The sequence below is a fragment of the Paenibacillus sp. KN14-4R genome (assembly GCF_052180255.1).
Lineage (GTDB): Bacteria > Bacillota > Bacilli > Paenibacillales > NBRC-103111 > Paenibacillus_AM.
In genome coordinates this window covers 2,672,912-2,690,348 of record NZ_CP197466.1, presented here as the reverse complement: position 1 = coordinate 2,690,348, position 17,437 = coordinate 2,672,912, and the positions used below count along the sequence as shown (strand labels likewise).

The window sequence follows — 17,437 nt, the reverse complement described above, 5'->3', positions numbered from 1 at the left end:
GAGGGCGACCTATGGCAGATGCATTAGTAATTGTAGAATCACCAGCCAAAGCCAAAACCATCGGCAAATATTTAGGTAAAAAGTTTATTGTAAAAGCGTCAATGGGTCATATTCGAGACCTTCCAAAAAGCCAAATCGGTGTTGATGTCGAGCATAATTTCGAACCGAAGTACATAACGATTCGTGGAAAAGGTTCGATTTTAAAGGAATTAAAAGACGCTGCTAAAAAAGTAAAAAAAGTTTATCTCGCAGCTGACCCGGATCGCGAAGGGGAAGCAATCGCATGGCACTTAGCTCACTATTTGGAGATTAATGCAAATGAACCATGCCGTGTCGTATTTAATGAGATAACGATGCAAGCTGTGAAGGATGCATTTAAAACTCCACGAGTTATTAATCAAGATCTAGTAAATGCACAACAAGCAAGACGCATTTTGGATCGACTCGTTGGTTACAAAATCTCACCATTATTATGGAAGAAGGTTAAGAAAGGTTTGTCGGCTGGAAGAGTGCAATCGGTTTCAGTCAAACTTATCATTGATCGAGAAAATGAGATAAAAGCATTCGTTCCTGAAGAGTACTGGTCGATTACGGCACTTTTAGTAGCTGGAAAAGCAAAGTTCGAAGCAAAATTTTATGGCATGAATGGTCAAAAACTGGAACTTCATTCCGTTGAAGACGTAAATAAAGTATTAGCGGCTATTCAAGATCAAAACTTTATCGTAAAAGAAGTCAAAGAGAAGGAGCGCTTGCGTAACCCTGCTCCGCCATTTATTACATCATCTTTGCAGCAAGAAGCGGCACGGAAGCTCAACTTTAGAGCATCCAAAACGATGTCAGTTGCACAGCAATTGTATGAAGGTATTGATTTGGGTAAAGAAGGAACCGTCGGTCTAATCACTTATATGCGTACGGATTCAACTCGAATTTCACCTGTTGCGCAAGAAGAAGCGAAAGAGTTAATTACATCCAAGTACGGAGCTAACTATATCCCAGAAACTCCGCGTGTATATGCGAAAAAGAATAGTAATGCACAAGATGCGCATGAAGGGATACGTCCTTCTTCTGTCCTTCGTGAACCAGATTCGATTAAAGAGTACTTAAGCCGTGACCAATTCCGATTATACAAGCTGATTTGGGAGCGCTTTGTTGCATCACAAATGTCCTCGGCGATTCTTGATACAATGACGATAGATATTGCAGTAGGTGCAGGGATGTTCCGCGCAGCTGGTTCCAAACTCAAATTTCCAGGTTTCATGAAAGTTTACGTTGAAGGTAACGATGACGGGACGACTGAAGAAGATAAGCTGCTTCCGCCACTTGCTCAAGGCGATGAAATTGAAAAGCAAAGTATGGAACCCAAGCAGCATTTTACTCAGCCACCTCCACGTTATACAGAAGCTAGACTTGTTCGCACACTTGAGGAGCTAGGTATTGGCCGTCCAAGTACGTATGCGCCAACGCTGGAAACGATTCAAAAACGTGGCTATGTAGCAATTGATGAGAAGAAGTTTGTACCAACGGAGCTCGGTGAGCTTGTGATTCAATTAATGGTCGAATTTTTCCCTGAAATTCTTGATGCGGAGTTCACTGCGCAGATGGAAGGCGAATTAGACCATGTTGAAGAAGGTACAGAGAATTGGGTCCGGGTGCTTGATGGCTTTTATACAGATTTCGAGAAACGACTTGAATTTGCGGAAGAAGAAATGAAAGAAATCGAGATTCAAGATGAAGTTTCCGACGAGATTTGTGAAAAATGTGGCAAGAACCTTGTGTACAAGATGGGACGATTCGGAAAGTTTTTAGCTTGCTCTGGATTCCCGGATTGCCGCAACACGAAACCAATTGTTAAAAATATCGGTGTCACTTGCCCAAAATGTAAAGAAGGCGCGATTGTTGAACGCCGTTCGAAGAAAGGGCGCATTTTCTACGGATGTGATCGTTATCCAGAATGTGATTTTATCTCATGGGATAAGCCGTCTGCGAAGCCTTGTCCGGATTGTGGTTCATCAATGATTGAAAAACGTACAAAAGCAGGCGTATTCTTGCACTGTACGGAATGCACGCATAAAGAAGAAATTGTACAAGACGAAGCTACAGACTAGAGGTGTTAAGGTGTTGAAAGAAAATACAAGAGTTACAGTCATCGGAGCGGGTCTTGCTGGAAGTGAAGCTGCTTATCAAATCGCATCCCGTGGTGTTCCCGTCACACTATATGAGATGCGTCCAGTGAAAAAGACGCCTGCTCATATTTCAGATCAATTTGCAGAGCTTGTTTGCTCCAATTCTCTACGTTCTAATGGATTAGGAAATGCAGTAGGGGTCATGAAAGAAGAAATGCGCATTCTAGATTCACTTATTATGCGTTGTGCGGATAAACATGCTGTACCAGCAGGTGGAGCGTTAGCTGTAGATCGTGATGGATTCTCAGGTGAAATTACATCTACCCTTCGTAATCATCCTTTGATCGAAGTGAAGAATGAGGAATTAGAATCTTTGCCTGAAGGTATTGTTGTTGTAGCAACAGGACCACTAACTTCACCATCATTATCTGCTCATCTACAGCAATTAATGGGTAAGGAATATCTCTACTTCTATGATGCAGCAGCGCCAATTGTAGAGAAGGATTCCATTGATATGAACAAGGTGTATTTGGCTTCTCGTTACGATAAAGGTGAGGCAGCATATTTAAATTGTCCAATGACAGAAGAAGAGTTCAATACTTTTTATGATGCCATTATCTCTGCTGAGACTGCGCCAATTAAAGAGTTCGAGAAAGAAATCTATTTCGAAGGCTGTATGCCAATTGAAGTGATGATGAAGCGCGGTAAACAAACAGCACTGTTTGGACCGATGAAACCTGTAGGACTTGTAAATCCGCATACAGGTGAGCTTCCATTTGCAGTCGTTCAGCTTCGCCAAGATAATGCAGCAGGAACGTTATACAATCTGGTTGGCTTCCAAACGCATTTAAAATGGGGTGAGCAAAAACGAGTTTTCTCGCTCATTCCAGGTCTTGAGAATGCAGAATTCGTTCGTTATGGCGTTATGCATCGAAATACGTTTATAAACTCACCTGAATTATTACAACCAACTTATCAATTCCGTGGAATGGATAATCTTTTCTTTGCAGGACAAATGACAGGTGTGGAAGGTTACGTTGAATCTGCAGCTGCTGGGCTAGTTGCTGGAATTAACGCAGCGAAGGTGGCATTAGGGGAGGAACCAATTGTCTTCCCTCATGAATCAACAATTGGATCCATGGCGCATTACATCACAACTGCTGAGGGTAAATATTTCCAACCAATGAATGCCAATTTTGGTTTATTACCACCTACAGCTCAGAAAATTCGCAATAAAAAACAAAAGAACGAAGAGCTTGCAAATCGTGCTCTGGAAACAATTGGTGAGTTACCACAAAAACTTGCAATCAAAAAATGACTTTGCATGTTAGATGTGTTAATATGTTAAAGGCTTTTCTTGGAGTTTCATAATTAGTTGTGCTTTTCTTTTAATTGAAACCATAAGATTAGCAGCAAGAGTGTATTCTTTAGCTGCTCTTCTTCTTTTCATAACCCATTTTCTTAGCCATTATTATTTCCAAAGACAAGAGGTGATTCAATGAGTGCGACTTTTCACGCTACTACCATTTTTGCAATTCGTCATCAAGGCAAAGGTGCAATTGCCGGTGATGGTCAAGTGACGTTCGGTAATTCAATGGTGATGAAACAAACTGCTAAGAAGGTTAGACGCCTTTACAGAGGTAAGGTGGTTGCTGGATTTGCAGGGTCGGTTGCAGACGCGATAACCTTATTTGAGAAATTCGAAGGAAAACTTGAAGAACATCATGGTAATTTACAGCGGGCAGCAGTTGAACTTGCTAAAGATTGGCGTCAAGATCGTGTTCTTCGCAAATTAGAGGCAATGATGCTCGTCATGGATGATTCAGGTTTGCTTTTAATTTCGGGTAATGGAGAAATCATAGAACCAGATGACGGGATTGCCGCTATTGGTTCTGGAGGATCATTTGCTTTAGCAGCAGGTCGTGCGATGTATCGATATGCGCCTCATATGACGGCAGCTGAGATCGCAAAGGCTTCATTGGAAACTGCTGCAGAAATATGCGTTTTTACGAATCATAATATCATTGTTGAAGAAATTTAATGGCAAGCCCACTTTGAATCAAGGAGGGATTTCATGCATAAGAACGCTTTAACCCCAAGACAAATTGTTGAGGAACTTGATCGATATATTATTGGTCAAAAAAAGGCGAAAAAATCAGTTGCGGTTGCGTTACGTAATCGATATCGTCGATCACTACTTGACGAATCATTACGCGATGAGATCGTACCGAAAAATATTCTGATGATTGGTCCGACAGGTGTGGGTAAGACCGAAATTGCTCGAAGACTTGCTAAGTTAGTCGGTGCTCCTTTTGTAAAAGTGGAAGCAACGAAATTTACAGAAGTTGGTTATGTCGGGCGGGACGTGGAATCAATGGTGCGTGATTTACTCGAAACGTCAATTCGGATGGTTAAAAGTGAACGTATGGAATTAGTTAAGGAAAAAGCGGAAAAGCTTGCTAATGAGAGACTTGTTAAGATTTTGGCTCCCAGCCCTAAAGCGGCTAAATCACAAAGAAATCCATTTGAAATGATATTTGGCAGTAATCAATCCGAGCCAGAAGAAGAAACTGAAGTTAAAGATACTTCATTATTGGAGAAGCGTTCCGAAATTTCAGAAAAGATGGCTCGCGGTGAAATGGAAAATGATTTAGTCGAAATCGAAGTTGAAGAGTCAGCACCTAATATGTTAGATCTACTTGGTGCTCAAGGCAATGAGGGCATGGGAACTAATATCCAAGAAATGTTAGGTTCGTTAATGCCGAAGAAAACGAAAAAGCGTAAGCTTCCGATCAAAGAAGCTCGCAAAGTTTTGACGCATGAAGAGGCGCAAAAGCTACTTGACATGGATGATGTCACACAAGAAGGCTTACGTCTTGCCGAACAGTCGGGAATTATTTTTATTGATGAAATTGATAAGGTTGCTTCCTCTGGAAGAGGTAGTGGTCCTGATGTGTCAAGAGAAGGCGTACAAAGGGACATACTACCTATCGTAGAGGGCTCAACCATTATGACCAAGTATGGTCCAATCAAGACGGATTACATTTTGTTTATTGCAGCAGGTGCTTTTCACATCGCTAAACCATCTGACTTGATTCCGGAGCTGCAGGGTCGTTTTCCAATTCGTGTTGAGTTAAGTAATTTGACTTTAGACGAATTTGTGCGTATCCTTACGGAGCCAAAGAATGCCCTGACAAAGCAGTACACAGCGCTTCTGGAGACGGAAGGGATCGAAGTTGAATTTGCATCTGAAGCTGTTCATGAAATGGCGCGTATTGCTGTAGAAGTGAATCAGAATACAGAGAATATTGGTGCAAGGAGATTGCATACGATATTGGAAAAACTTTTGGAGGATTTATCTTTCGAGGCTTCTGAAATCTCGTTAGAGAAGATCGTAATCACTCCCGAATATGTGAAAGAAAAACTAACTGAAATCGCACAAAATCGTGACCTAAGTCAGTACATTCTGTAGCAACACGAAACGCAACAAGAATGAACGTATTGAAAATGGAGGCATAACAATGACACTATTAGAAAAAACTCGCAGACTTAATAAGCTTTTGCAACAGGAAGCAGGTAACTTCGTATCTTTTGTTGACATGGCCGAAGTACTTCGTGATGTTGTAAATGCAAATGTTTATGTAGTAGGCCGTAATGGAAAAATCTTTGGGTATTCCATTAAAAATCCACTCTTCTCCTTTGAGTTTAGTCGCTTAGTAACAGAAGAAGGACGTTTTCCGGATAATTACAACAATGCATTATTGAAATACAACGAAACATCTTCGAATATTCTGCGTGAAAGTGATGAGAATCCTTTCCCGCGCGAGGTTCAAGAACATACGGATTATGAGTATCTTTCCATCGTTCCAATCATCGGTGGAAGAGAAAGACTTGGGACTTTAGTCTTATCTAGATTAAGTAAACCATTTGGCGATGATGATTTTGTTTTGGCAGAATATGGTGCAACTGTTGTTGCAATGGAACTTTTAAGAGTTCGCTCAGAAGAAGTGGAACATGAAGCTAGAAATCGTGCAGTTGTTTCCGTTGCGATTGGCTCCCTTTCTTTTAGTGAGCTAGAAGCGGTTGAACGCATTTTTGAAGAGCTTGATGGTAAAGAAGGACTACTTGTCGCATCCAAAATTGCAGATCGCGCGGGTATTACACGCTCTGTAATTGTAAATGCTTTGAGAAAATTGGAAAGTGCTGGTGTAATTGAGACTCGTTCCCTCGGAATGAAGGGTACGTATATTCGTATCCTAAATCAGAATCTTTTAGCAGCGATTGAACAGAATAAACTGAAAAGCTAATTCTGTTTACTCATTATCCGAAAAATGCAGTAAGAGCCCTGTCTTATTAAAAGATAGGGCTTTTTTCTTATTGTAAGTTGGTGGGATTTTATAGATGATTAACGTATTCAATAAAAAGTAATTTTTGTGTATATGTTTGTTGAAAAAGATTCATTTAAATTGTCGAATAAAGAAGGAAATACGCTTTTTGATAGAGAATAGTAAATGTCGAAAAAAATAATTGTCGAATTAGAGATTTGGAGAACAGTCTTTCAAATAATTGGAGGTATAACATGTTTCCGCTTAGTAAGCCAGGTGTATTGTTGTTAGAAAGATCGATTGATGCTTCTGCTTCTCGACAAAAAGTAGTTACGAACAATATTGCGAATGTGGATACCCCATATTTTAAGAGGTCGGATGTTGCTTTCGAAGAACTCCTTGAAAAGCAAATGAATACTGGGGGCAGCACACTTTCTGGTGTACGAACTGATCCAAGACATTTTTATATTGGAGCTAAGCCGCTGTCTGCTATTTCTCCTGAAATACGCACTGACAATCAGACAGCGATGAATAATAATAAAAATAATGTGGATATCGATTATGAGATGTCTTTAATGGCAAAAAACCAGCTCAGGTACAATACACTGATTCAACAACTGAATCATGAATTTCAAAGTGTAAGAACTGTGATTGAAGGGAGAAGGTAATAAATGAGACTGACCAATTCGTTTGATATTAGCTCTTCTGCCTTAACCGCTCAAAGACTGCGCATGGATGTGATCAGTTCTAACATTGCTCACGCGGATACAACAAGGGCGCAATTCGTTAATGGGAAATGGCAGCCTTACTCGCGTAAGCTAGTCAATTTTGAACCGAATAAGCAGCCTTCATTTGCACAAACCCTGCAAGGTGCGATGGCAGATGGGACTGGACAAGGTGTGAAAGTTACAAAAATTGTTGAAGATACTTCACCATTCAAACCAGTTTATAATCCAACACATCCAGATGCAGATGCGAATGGATATGTCATGATGTCGAATGTGGATGTCATGAAAGAAATGGTTGATATGATTTCAGCAACACGTTCTTATGAAGCAAATGTAACAGCTTTAAATGCATCGAAGGCGATGATTACAAAAGCATTAGAAATTGGTAGATAGACTAGAGAGGATGAATGGCTAGAATGATCGACAAAATTAACCCATTGGTTTCAAGCGGAATGTCGGTAACAAATTCGAGTAAAGCTGGCGCAGCAGATTTAAGCAAGCAATTTGGAAATATGCTAAATGATGCATTAGATAAACTAAGTGAACAGCAGCACACAGTCGACAAACTCAATGAGTCTTTTGCAAAAGGTGAATTATCAGATGTACATCAGTTGACAATTGCAGCTCAGACCTCTGCAATTGCATTAGAAACAACCGTACAAATCCGCAATAAAGTAATTGAGGCGTATCAGGACATTATGCGCATGCAGATTTGATCCAAATGGGCTTTCAAACATTTGACAAGGATGAGGTGGCATAGTGAACGAAACATTGCTCCAATATTGGAATAAAGTTCAGCAGTATTGGACCCGATTGAGTAAGAAGCAAAAAGGAATTTTAATAGCATCAGTCGCATTGCTGATTCTAGCTGGAATTTTAGTTTCATTGAGTATGTCTAAAACTGTTTACACTCCAGTCTTTACAAATATGCAGCCTGACGCTGCGGCATCTGTTAAGAAAAACTTGGAGTCAGCAGGTATTGAATACAAGCTTAGTCCAGATGGAAAAACAATCTCTGTACCAGAGAATAAATCAGCATCTGTTTTGATTGATTCAGCATCACAAAATTGGATGACAGGTGGATCTGGAGGTTACGAAATTTTCCGTGATAAAGGTTCTTTAACAACAACGGATAAAGAATTTAATGTGAAGTATGTGGATGCTTTGCAAGGCGAATTACGCAAAATGATCCGCAGTATACAAGCAATCGCTGACGCGAACGTTGTTATTAACAAACCTGAGGAGTCTGCATTCCTGTCAAAACAAAAAGATCAAGCAAGCGCTTCTGTTGTGCTTCAAATCAAAGAAGGATACAAGCTTGATCAGAATAAAGTGGATACGGTTTATAATCTCGTTTCACACAGTGTCATGAATTTACCACTAGAACGAATTACGGTATCTGACCAATATGGACAAACGTATAAACCTTCAAATGGTGAAGGAAGTAATGCGAGTTTATCTGGTTTGAATGATATTGAGAGTCATATGGAGATTAAATCGAAGTTTGAAAAAGATATAAAAAATAGCGTAGGTACGTTATTGGGTACTTTTTTTGGACCAGATAAGATCATAGTAAATGTGACGTCGAATATGAATTTTGACCAAAAGAATACGGTTGAAAAATTAGTGACTGCACCTAATCAATTGGATCAAAAGGGATTAGAAATTTCTTTGCAGGAAGCATCTGAATCCTACACAAGTGATGGTGGAACTGCTCCAGGTGGAGTGCCAGGAACTGGACAAACTGATGTCCCTACATATCCAACAGGCTCTAATGCTGGGAAGACCAATTCGGAAAAAACAAGTCGTACCGTAAATTCGGAAGTGAATCATATCACGAACAACATTGTGAGAACACCTTATGAATTGAAAGATTTGAGTATTACAGTTGGAGTGGAACCTCCTAAAAAGGATGACCCGAATTCATTAACACAAGAAGTACGTGCTCCAATTGAAAAAGCACTTGTTTCTATTGTAAGAGCAGCACTAGGTAACGTGAACCCAGCTATAACAGATGAAGAGCTTGCGAAGAAAGTGAACGTCATTCCGCATTCCTTTGCACAGTCACCAGGAACGGTTACGACAAATTCGAACTCAAATTGGATTTATGCTGGTATTGGTGGACTTGCAGCTCTATTAATTGGACTAGGAATATTTGCGATTGTGAGAAGTAGAAGAAAAGCAGCAGCAGCAAATAATGAATTTGATTCACCGGTTATGGTGGAGCACCCGAGTATTAGCATTGAAAATGTAACTAATGACAATCAAGTACGTAAACAACTCGAAACTCTTGCTAAGAAGAAACCAGAGGAATTCGTAAGTTTACTTCGTACGTGGTTAGTTGAGGAATAGAGGTGTACTTTTTTGGCTAGATCTTCACAACAAGGATTAACAGGTCGTCAGAAAGCAGCAATTCTTCTTATTAGTTTAGGGCCAGAAGTGTCTGCCCAAGTATTTAAACATCTAAATGAAGAAGAAATTGAGCAGTTGACGATGGAGATCGCTAACGTAAGAAAGGTAGACGCCTCGGACAAGGATATGATTATCTCTGAGTTCTATCAGATCTGCCTCGCTCAAGAATATATTTCACAAGGCGGTATTGCTTATGCGAAAGAAATTCTTGAGAAGGCGCTGGGTTCTCAGAAAGCTATTGATATTATTAATAAGCTGACGATGACACTCCAAGTTAGACCGTTTGATTTCGCACGTAAGGCGGATCCTACACAGATCTTAAACTTTATTCAAAATGAAAACTCGCAGACGATTGCTCTTGTGCTCGCTTACTTACAACCTGATCAGTCTTCCATCATCTTGTCTTCACTTCCTCAGGAAAAGCAAGCAGAAGTAGCTAAGAAAATCGCCTTAATGGATTCGACCTCACCAGAAGTTATTTCTCAGGTCGAGCGAGTGTTGGAACAGAAGTTATCATCCACTGTAACACAGGATTATACTTCTGCTGGAGGTATTTCAGCCATTGTTCAAATTTTAAATGGTGTTGACCGTGGTACGGAAAGAACGATCTTAGATTCACTTGAAATTCAAGATCCGGAACTTGCTGAAGAAATTAAGAAACGGATGTTTGTATTTGAAGATATCGTCAATATCGATAACCGTTCGATTCAGCGGATTATTCGTGATGTGGAGAATGCTGATCTTCAGCTTGCACTTAAAGTTGCTAGCGAAGAAGTGCGTGAAGCGATATTCCGTAACATGTCTAAACGCATGGTTGAAACGTTCAAAGAAGATATGGAATTTATGGGTCCCGTTCGATTGCGTGATGTTGAAGAAGCTCAGACTCGAATTGTGGCAACGATTCGTCGTTTAGAAGAAGCAGGTGAAATCATCATTGCTCGTGGTGGAGGAGATGATATTATTGTCTAATGTGATCAAACCAATCTATTACCGATCGCTGGATGATAAGAAAATCATCGAAGCTGCTTCATTAGAATATTTAAGGAAACCAATCGATCTAGCAGACGATGAAGAGGATAGTGAGTGGTCTGCTAGACAAAGAAAGAAGTTAGAAGAAGTCGAACAGCTTAAAGATCAAATTATTGGTGATGCTGAGGCATTTGCTGAAGCGCAAATAGCGCAGGCAGTAGAAGAAGTTAAACATCTTCACGAGCAAGTTCAAAACGATATTGATACATGGTGGACAGAGCGGCGTGCAGAAGATGAAGAGCATGTTGAAGCAGCCAAGAATGCCGGTTACGAGCAGGGTTATTCGGAAGGTATTGCCAAAGCGGAAGAAGAGATTCTTACTCGATATGAAACGATGCTTATCGAAGCTAGATCGATCTTGGATGATGCGCATACTATTAAAGAACAAATTATCCGAGAGTCGGAGCCTTTTCTTCTTGAACTGAGTTCGTCGATCGCAGAGAAGATTATTAGTCATCAACTAAGTATTGAACCAGCATGGACTTTGGAATTGATTCGCAATGTCCTTTCACGCAGGCAGGAAAAAGGTGTTATTACGTTATGCGTATCACCTAAACATTTTACCTATATCAATAATGCACGTGATGAACTACTTATGTCGATCGACTCTCAGGCTGAGCTGCAGATATTGCCTGACTCAACGGTTAATGATGAAGGCTGTGTGATTCGATCTTCTTATGGCTCAATCGATGCAAGAATAGACACGCAGTTGAAAGAAATTAAGAGTGTTCTTTTGCAAATGGCTATCCGAGATGAAGGTGAACAATCTTGAGTATATCTGTTCCTCGGGCAAGTAAGTACATCGAAGCATTGAACAATCTCGATACCGTACGTGTAAATGGAAAAGTAACGCAGGTGATTGGATTAACAGTCGAATCAGAAGGTCCTGTTGTGAGTATTGGTGAGGTTTGCTACATCTATCCTTTAAAGTCTAAGGAGCCTTTAAAAGCTGAAGTTGTAGGCTTTAAAAGCAATAAAGTGATCTTAATGCCGCTAGGGGAGTTAGATTCGATTGGCCCTGGCTGTGATGTAGTAGCAACGGGCAAGCCCCTTTCCGTACAAGTAGGTCATGAGCTTCTAGGTAAGGTGTTAGACGGCTTAGGACAACCACTGGATGGTTCATTCCTTCCAATGAGGATGTCTAGCTATTCAACAAATAATGCACCTAGTAATCCGTTGAGCAGGCCGCGTGTACTTGAGCCACTCAGTGTAGGTGTGCGTTGCATCGACGGATTACTGACAATTGGCAAGGGACAGCGTGTAGGTATTTTTGCAGGATCAGGGGTGGGTAAAAGTACCTTAATGGGTATGATTGCTCGAAACACAGAAGCAGATGTCAACGTAATTGCATTGATTGGGGAACGTGGACGTGAGGTTCTGGACTTTATTGAACGAGATTTAGGACCCGAAGGTTTGGCTCGTTCGGTAGTCATCGTCGCAACTTCTGACCAACCTGCATTGATTCGGATCAAAGGGGCACTAATTGCTACTTCGATAGCTGAGTATTTCCGAGACAGAGGACTAAATGTCATGCTGATGATGGACTCGGTAACACGTTTTGCAATGGCGCAGCGTGAGGTTGGACTAGCAGTTGGTGAACCACCAGCAACAAGGGGTTATACCCCTTCCGTATTCGCTATGCTGCCTCGTTTGTTGGAGCGTTCAGGTACGGCTTCAAAAGGTTCTATAACAGCATTCTACACCGTTCTTGTTGATGGGGACGATATGAATGAGCCAATCGCTGATGCTGTACGAGGAATCTTAGACGGGCATATTGTGCTGGATCGAAATATCGCAAGCAAGGGTCATTACCCTGCAATAGATGTGTTGTCAAGTGTGTCTCGTGTTATGACAGAGATCGTTTCTCAAGAGCACCAGGATGCTGCTAATCAGTTAAAACGTAATCTTGCGATATATCGGGAGTCCGAGGATTTAATCAATCTGGGCGCTTATCAGAAGGGCTCTAATCCAGATATCGATCAATCCATCGATTATATCAAAGTGATTACGGACTATACCAAACAAAGTATTACAGAAAAATTATTGGGTGATGAGGCGAAGGAACGCCTGCTCGCTGAATTTTCAAAAGGATGATGATCAATGGGCTTTCGCTATACGTTTCAAGGGATTCTAGATCTAAAAGAGTCAGAGCGAAATCAAGCGGAAAGAGAATTATCACTATCAATTGGTCAATTACAGCAGGAAGAATACTCATTAAAAGAATTAATAGATAGTCATGATGAAGTCATGGATCGAATGAATCAGGTATCCAGCCAACGTATTCCGATCTCGCAGATGGTTCAAATGCAGCACTATGCTGAATTTCTGGACAATCAGATCAAGAGGAAGAGTCAGGATGTACACATCGCTAAGAAAAGAGTATCGAAAGATCAAGACGAACTGACGAATCGAATGGTTGACGAGAAAGTCTGGGTCAAGGCTCGCGAGAAAGCATATCAACTTTACATGACAACTCAACTAAAAAAGGAACAAAACCTTCTTGATGAGATGGCTTCTAGTCGGTTCTTAAGAATGTCATCTGTATAAAAAGAAGAAGATTGCATGAGGTAGGGGGGAATGGATAGGGATGGCAAACACCAATACGGAGACAGAGAGCTCCTCTTCTTATGGAGCATTGGAGCGATTTCTAATCTGGTTTCTGATACCTATCGTTTTTACGGCTGTATTGTTAGGTGTTTTGTTAACCATTTTAGACTTTGATGTTATGCGCGGGGTACAAAATGCGCTTCATAATATCCCAGGTATTGGTAAACTTATACCGGCACCTACAGAAAAAGCGGCAGATAGCAAATCGAAGCCATCTAATGAACAGAATGTGAAAGCAAAAGATGATACAATCGACCAGTTAAATGGAAAAATAGCAGAACTGGAAAAGAATATCGAGCAAACAAATGGCAATATGTCTCAAAAAGATGATGAGGTTAAAGACTTACAAGCTAAAAACGCTGCTTTGGAAGATAAGATAAAGAGCAAGACGCAAAGTGACGTGGATTTTACGAAGCAAGTTCAAGAACTCTCAAGCCTATTTGCTAAAATGAATCCTAGTAAAGCAGCACCAATTCTAGAGAATATGACTTCGAAGGAATCTGTTCTTGTTCTGACAATGATGAAATCAGATGATCGTGTGAAAGTTTTAGAAAAAATGGATCCGAAAAAAGCTGCAGAAGTGTCCATTGCTTTAAAAGATGGAGCAACTCTGAGAGATCTTGAAATTGCTGCTCAGGACGAACGTCTGAAACGTACTCAAGATGCTGCGAATAAAGGAAAGTCCATCACATCTGATGATCTTGGACAAACTTTTTCTAATATGATCCCGAAGAGTGCTGCAAGTTTACTGCTTGAAATGTACGATGTTACTCCAGCGAAAGTCAAAACGATTCTAACATCTATGGATGCAGGCTCCCGTGCTCGGGTAATGTCCGCGATGACAGATCAGAAAAAAGATGTAGCTGCTAACATTGCAGAATTGTTAGCGAAGTAATGACGTGCACTGAAAGGAGGTGAAAAAATAATGAACGCGCAAATGCCAGCTTTATCAATAGCTACACCAACGACAACAGGGAATGCAACAACGTCAGGCAGTAAGCAAAATAGCAATTTATCTGGGGTAACTGGAAAAGATGTTTTTGCTGGACTTCTTGTTTCTCAAGTTGGAACAAGCCCATCCAATGAGCAATTGGATACGAATATGAGTGTATTGATGGCGTTATCTGTTTTACCACCTACCATTCAGCCAATTCAAGATAACCAAGGTGACTTGAATACAGCAGATCAGCTTGTACAGACGCTTCAGAACAACCCAGAATTAACTCAGGAACTGTTAGCAGATCCGAATGTTCAACAATGGTTGCAAGATGCAATGACACTGATGCAGGCATTAGACACAACGAAGGGGCTCAATAACAAGCAAGCGTTTCAGTTAAATGCAGGGCTAAATATCCCGTTAGAAGGGACAGAAGTTCAGTCTGCTCAACTGCAACAAGTGTTATTGAAATTTGCTCAATTGCTTGAGCAGCAGCCAGATCAACCTTTTGTGCAACATCTTCAAGCGCAGCTTCAAGCGGCATTAGCACCACATCAAGAAGCGGTTGCATCAGGTGTGTCCAATAATGCCCCACTCACTTCTGCGATTCAATCGAACGCTTTAACAGCCGTAGATAAGCAGGAAGATTCAAGTAGGCTTGTTAATAAGCTAAACACAACTACTGTTAAGCCAGAATCTTCAGAAGGAAAGAGTGCTGCTTCGACAGAATCAGTTCATTTTACAGCGGTTACAACCAAAAGTAGCTCGGGTCTTGAAATTTTGACTTCCAAAGGAGCATTAAGCGCTGCACAACTCGTAAATCCAGAGACTAGTGAGTCTGCACTCCAGGATGCACCAATCCTTGCTGATGATGCAACTAACAATGTTGTTTTGCAAGCGGGTAATGTGCTTAAGGAACTTACGGGAACTGCAAATGAGGTTGCAAAAGCAACAACTACATCGATGAATGCTGCTAATTTTGCCGAAGAAATGAGTCGATTTGTTGTGAAATCACTTCAAGTTAAGCTTGGAGAAGGATTTTCCGAAGCAAAGTTAAGCTTATATCCTCAACATTTAGGACTTGTTGATGTCAAAATTACAATGCAAAACGGTCATATGATGGCTCAATTTGCTGCGCAAACAGCAGCAGCCAAAGAATTACTTGAAAGTCAGCTTCCTCAACTGAGGCAAATGCTGCAAAATCAAGGATTACAGGTAGACAAACTAGAGGTTGCTCAGAGTAGTCAACTTGGCTCATCTATGTTTCATAATCAGCAGCAGCGTCAACAAGCATTCCAGCAGGATCGAAACTCTGGAAAAGCAAGCGATACTTCGATAAGTAGTGCTACATACACCACAGAAGAAAGCGAACTTCTAGCAGATATTGCAGCTGCCAAAGAACGAGTGAGATCAAATAGCTCCGGCGGTCTTTTCCAAGCTTCTGTATAATCGATGAATGTGCAATAACAAAGGAAGGAGTGTGTAAGATATGGCAGATCCCATTTTTGTAAATCCAAAGGATGTTATCGGTAAGCCTGCATCAGGTCAGCCCAAGAAAGAACCAGGTTCTGTGCTCGGAAAAGATGATTTTCTAAAGTTGCTGATTACTCAGCTTCAGAATCAAGATGCTATGCAGCCTATGCAGGATAAAGAGTTTATCGCACAAATGGCTCAGTTTACCTCAGTTGAGCAACTTGGGAACATGACGAGCGAATTAAAATTGCTGAGACAATCCCTTGGATCTGCATCTTCATTAATAGGAAAATCAGTGACTTGGATGAATAAGGATGAAAAAGGCGAGCTAACTCCAAAGTCAGGGGTTGTGGATTCGATCCTAATTCGTGGCGGTGTTCAATATGCGAGTGTGAAAGGAGAGGAAATTCCTTTGGATAAAGTCATTAAGATTGAAAATCCAGAGGAAAAAAATGGCTGATAAAATAACCATTGGACAGTTGTATCCAAATGGCATTCATCCATCCACACTACGCAAAGCATCTGCTGCTGACAAAGGTATTAGCACAGGAGCTAGAACAACTCCGTTTCAGCACATTTTAGATAAGCAATTTGTTCGGTTTAGTCAACATGCTGAAATGCGCCTCCAACAAAGAGGTATTGAAATTAAGCCTGATCAGCTTGCTAAGCTTGAGAATGCAATAGATATGGCTGCTGCAAAAGGCGCAAAGGATACGCTCATGGTTCTTGGAGGTACTGCACTTATTGTAAATGTACCGAATCGGACAGTCATTACGGCAATGGATGGACAATCCATGAAGGATAATGTGTTCACTCAAATTGATAGTACAGTTATTATTTCATAGGGCCGGACCCGATAGGGAAGCCCATTATTCCGCGGATCGATCGAAGCGGGATTCAATAATAGGTGATACGAAATGGAGGATTTTCCATGTTAAGGTCCATGTATTCTGGTGTTTCTGGTATGAGAGGTTTTCAAACAAAGCTTGACGTTATTGGTAATAATATCGCTAACGTGAACACGGTAGGCTATAAGGGCAGCCGCGTTATGTTTAAAGATATTTTGAGTCAAACAGTCTCAGGTATTACAGCTCCACAAGATGGCACAGTCGGTGGTGTAAACGCCAAGCAAATCGGTTTGGGTGTTGCAGTATCGGCAATTGATAATATCCATACACCAGGAAGTGCAATGACAACAAATGTTCCAACTGATGTACGTATTGATGGTGACGGATTCTTTGCTTTAAGAGAAACAGATAGTGGCCCACTTTTACTTAGTCGTGCCGGTAACTTCACATTGGACGCAAAACGCCAATTAGTTAACGCAGACGGATTGTTCGTTCTTGGACCTGGAGGCAATCCGATTACATTAGATTCAGAAACTGAGGCATTTGCGATTTCGAAAACAGGGCAAATCGTAGAAAAGAAAAAAGATGGCTCAACTTCAAATGATAAAGTTATTGGTTTAGTGAATGTTGTCAATCCATCAGGTCTTGAGAAGGTTGGGGGCAACTTATATAAGATGAATCAAAACGCTGTGGAAGATCCGAATGGAACTGAAGTTGGCGAACCAATGAAAGAGGGTCTGGGCGCTCTCATTTCAGGAGCACTTGAAATGTCCAACGTCGATCTAACAGCTGAATTCACTGAAATGATCGTCGCACAACGTGGTTTCCAAGCGAACTCCAGGATCATTACAACTTCAGATGAAGTACTTCAAGAAGTTGTTAATTTGAAGCGATAATAGTTTGATTTTGTAGATTAAGGTAATGGGGAGAATCATTCTCCCCAACCCAATATTTG

18 protein-coding genes are annotated in these 17,437 nt (G+C 40.9%); all 18 read left to right on the top strand.

Annotated features, from left to right (window positions below; genetic code table 11):
* Positions 1-11: 11 nt before the first annotated feature.
* Positions 12-2,105 carry a type I DNA topoisomerase gene (gene topA / locus ACSBOP_RS12990; RefSeq protein WP_442600956.1) on the top strand — a complete coding sequence of 698 codons (2,094 nt, stop codon included), beginning with the start codon at positions 12-14 and terminating at the stop codon, positions 2,103-2,105.
* Between the two features lie 13 nt (positions 2,106-2,118).
* Positions 2,119-3,441: an FADH(2)-oxidizing methylenetetrahydrofolate--tRNA-(uracil(54)-C(5))-methyltransferase TrmFO gene (trmFO, locus tag ACSBOP_RS12985; protein ID WP_442600955.1), complete on the top strand. Its 1,323-nt coding sequence runs from the start codon at positions 2,119-2,121 to the stop codon at positions 3,439-3,441.
* Between the two features lie 180 nt (positions 3,442-3,621).
* Positions 3,622-4,164, top strand: coding sequence for an ATP-dependent protease subunit HslV (gene hslV / locus ACSBOP_RS12980; RefSeq protein WP_442600954.1), 543 nt, complete (start codon positions 3,622-3,624; stop codon positions 4,162-4,164).
* Positions 4,165-4,197: 33 nt separating this feature from the next.
* The gene (gene hslU, locus ACSBOP_RS12975; protein WP_442600953.1) at positions 4,198-5,595 is read left to right on the top strand and encodes an ATP-dependent protease ATPase subunit HslU; all 1,398 of its coding nucleotides are present in this window, start codon (positions 4,198-4,200) and stop codon (positions 5,593-5,595) included.
* Between the two features lie 49 nt (positions 5,596-5,644).
* On the top strand, positions 5,645-6,430 hold the full coding sequence (gene codY, locus ACSBOP_RS12970) for a GTP-sensing pleiotropic transcriptional regulator CodY (RefSeq protein WP_442600952.1): 786 nt from the start codon (positions 5,645-5,647) through the stop codon (positions 6,428-6,430).
* A gap of 272 nt (positions 6,431-6,702) precedes the next feature.
* Complete coding sequence (flgB, locus tag ACSBOP_RS12965; protein ID WP_442600951.1) at positions 6,703-7,116, top strand: flagellar basal body rod protein FlgB; 414 nt, start codon at positions 6,703-6,705, stop codon at positions 7,114-7,116.
* Positions 7,117-7,119: 3 nt separating this feature from the next.
* Positions 7,120-7,569 (top strand): flagellar basal body rod protein FlgC, encoded by a 450-nt coding sequence (flgC, locus tag ACSBOP_RS12960; RefSeq protein ID WP_442600950.1) that lies wholly within the window; start codon positions 7,120-7,122, stop codon positions 7,567-7,569.
* Between the two features lie 23 nt (positions 7,570-7,592).
* A complete protein-coding gene (gene fliE, locus ACSBOP_RS12955; protein WP_442600949.1) occupies positions 7,593-7,892 on the top strand; it encodes a flagellar hook-basal body complex protein FliE in 300 nt (99 codons plus the stop codon).
* 43 nt (positions 7,893-7,935) lie between these two features.
* On the top strand, positions 7,936-9,528 hold the full coding sequence (gene fliF, locus ACSBOP_RS12950) for a flagellar basal-body MS-ring/collar protein FliF (RefSeq protein WP_442600948.1): 1,593 nt from the start codon (positions 7,936-7,938) through the stop codon (positions 9,526-9,528).
* Between the two features lie 12 nt (positions 9,529-9,540).
* Positions 9,541-10,557: a flagellar motor switch protein FliG gene (gene fliG, locus ACSBOP_RS12945; RefSeq protein ID WP_442600947.1), complete on the top strand. Its 1,017-nt coding sequence runs from the start codon at positions 9,541-9,543 to the stop codon at positions 10,555-10,557.
* Positions 10,550-11,389: a FliH/SctL family protein gene (locus ACSBOP_RS12940; protein ID WP_442600946.1), complete on the top strand. Its 840-nt coding sequence runs from the start codon at positions 10,550-10,552 to the stop codon at positions 11,387-11,389. The genes fliG and ACSBOP_RS12940 overlap by 8 nt, the downstream gene beginning before the upstream one ends.
* Positions 11,390-11,391: 2 nt before the next feature.
* Positions 11,392-12,711: a flagellar protein export ATPase FliI gene (gene fliI / locus ACSBOP_RS12935; protein ID WP_442604470.1), complete on the top strand. Its 1,320-nt coding sequence runs from the start codon at positions 11,392-11,394 to the stop codon at positions 12,709-12,711.
* A gap of 6 nt (positions 12,712-12,717) precedes the next feature.
* Positions 12,718-13,164: a flagellar export protein FliJ gene (fliJ, locus tag ACSBOP_RS12930; RefSeq protein WP_442600945.1), complete on the top strand. Its 447-nt coding sequence runs from the start codon at positions 12,718-12,720 to the stop codon at positions 13,162-13,164.
* 40 nt (positions 13,165-13,204) lie between these two features.
* Positions 13,205-14,119 carry a magnesium transporter MgtE N-terminal domain-containing protein gene (locus tag ACSBOP_RS12925; RefSeq protein WP_442600944.1) on the top strand — a complete coding sequence of 305 codons (915 nt, stop codon included), beginning with the start codon at positions 13,205-13,207 and terminating at the stop codon, positions 14,117-14,119.
* A 30-nt stretch (positions 14,120-14,149) separates the two neighbouring features.
* Positions 14,150-15,610, top strand: a complete 1,461-nt coding sequence (locus tag ACSBOP_RS12920; protein WP_442600943.1) for a flagellar hook-length control protein FliK — start codon at positions 14,150-14,152, stop codon at positions 15,608-15,610.
* A 40-nt stretch (positions 15,611-15,650) separates the two neighbouring features.
* Positions 15,651-16,094 (top strand): flagellar hook capping FlgD N-terminal domain-containing protein, encoded by a 444-nt coding sequence (locus ACSBOP_RS12915; protein WP_442600942.1) that lies wholly within the window; start codon positions 15,651-15,653, stop codon positions 16,092-16,094.
* The gene (locus ACSBOP_RS12910) at positions 16,087-16,479 is read left to right on the top strand and encodes a TIGR02530 family flagellar biosynthesis protein (protein ID WP_442600941.1); all 393 of its coding nucleotides are present in this window, start codon (positions 16,087-16,089) and stop codon (positions 16,477-16,479) included. The genes ACSBOP_RS12915 and ACSBOP_RS12910 overlap by 8 nt, the downstream gene beginning before the upstream one ends.
* 86 nt (positions 16,480-16,565) lie before the next feature.
* Entirely contained in the window at positions 16,566-17,378 is an 813-nt protein-coding gene (gene flgG, locus ACSBOP_RS12905) for a flagellar basal body rod protein FlgG (RefSeq protein ID WP_442600940.1), read from the top strand.
* Positions 17,379-17,437 lie beyond the last annotated feature (59 nt).

Excerpts from the sequence above, each read along its gene's own strand:
- topA (WP_442600956.1), top strand. The coding sequence starts at position 12 with ATGGCAGATGCATTAGTAATTGTAGAATCACCAGCCAAAGCCAAAACC.
- hslV (WP_442600954.1), top strand. The coding sequence starts at position 3,622 with ATGAGTGCGACTTTTCACGCTACTACCATTTTTGCAATTCGTCATCAA.
- hslU (WP_442600953.1), top strand. The coding sequence starts at position 4,198 with ATGCATAAGAACGCTTTAACCCCAAGACAAATTGTTGAGGAACTTGAT.
- codY (WP_442600952.1), top strand. The coding sequence starts at position 5,645 with ATGACACTATTAGAAAAAACTCGCAGACTTAATAAGCTTTTGCAACAG.
- flgB (WP_442600951.1), top strand. The coding sequence starts at position 6,703 with ATGTTTCCGCTTAGTAAGCCAGGTGTATTGTTGTTAGAAAGATCGATT.
- flgC (WP_442600950.1), top strand. The coding sequence starts at position 7,120 with ATGAGACTGACCAATTCGTTTGATATTAGCTCTTCTGCCTTAACCGCT.
- fliE (WP_442600949.1), top strand. The coding sequence starts at position 7,593 with ATGATCGACAAAATTAACCCATTGGTTTCAAGCGGAATGTCGGTAACA.
- fliJ (WP_442600945.1), top strand. The coding sequence starts at position 12,718 with ATGGGCTTTCGCTATACGTTTCAAGGGATTCTAGATCTAAAAGAGTCA.
- ACSBOP_RS12925 (WP_442600944.1), top strand. The coding sequence starts at position 13,205 with ATGGCAAACACCAATACGGAGACAGAGAGCTCCTCTTCTTATGGAGCA.
- ACSBOP_RS12920 (WP_442600943.1), top strand. The coding sequence starts at position 14,150 with ATGAACGCGCAAATGCCAGCTTTATCAATAGCTACACCAACGACAACA.
- ACSBOP_RS12915 (WP_442600942.1), top strand. The coding sequence starts at position 15,651 with ATGGCAGATCCCATTTTTGTAAATCCAAAGGATGTTATCGGTAAGCCT.
- ACSBOP_RS12910 (WP_442600941.1), top strand. The coding sequence starts at position 16,087 with ATGGCTGATAAAATAACCATTGGACAGTTGTATCCAAATGGCATTCAT.
- flgG (WP_442600940.1), top strand. The coding sequence starts at position 16,566 with ATGTTAAGGTCCATGTATTCTGGTGTTTCTGGTATGAGAGGTTTTCAA.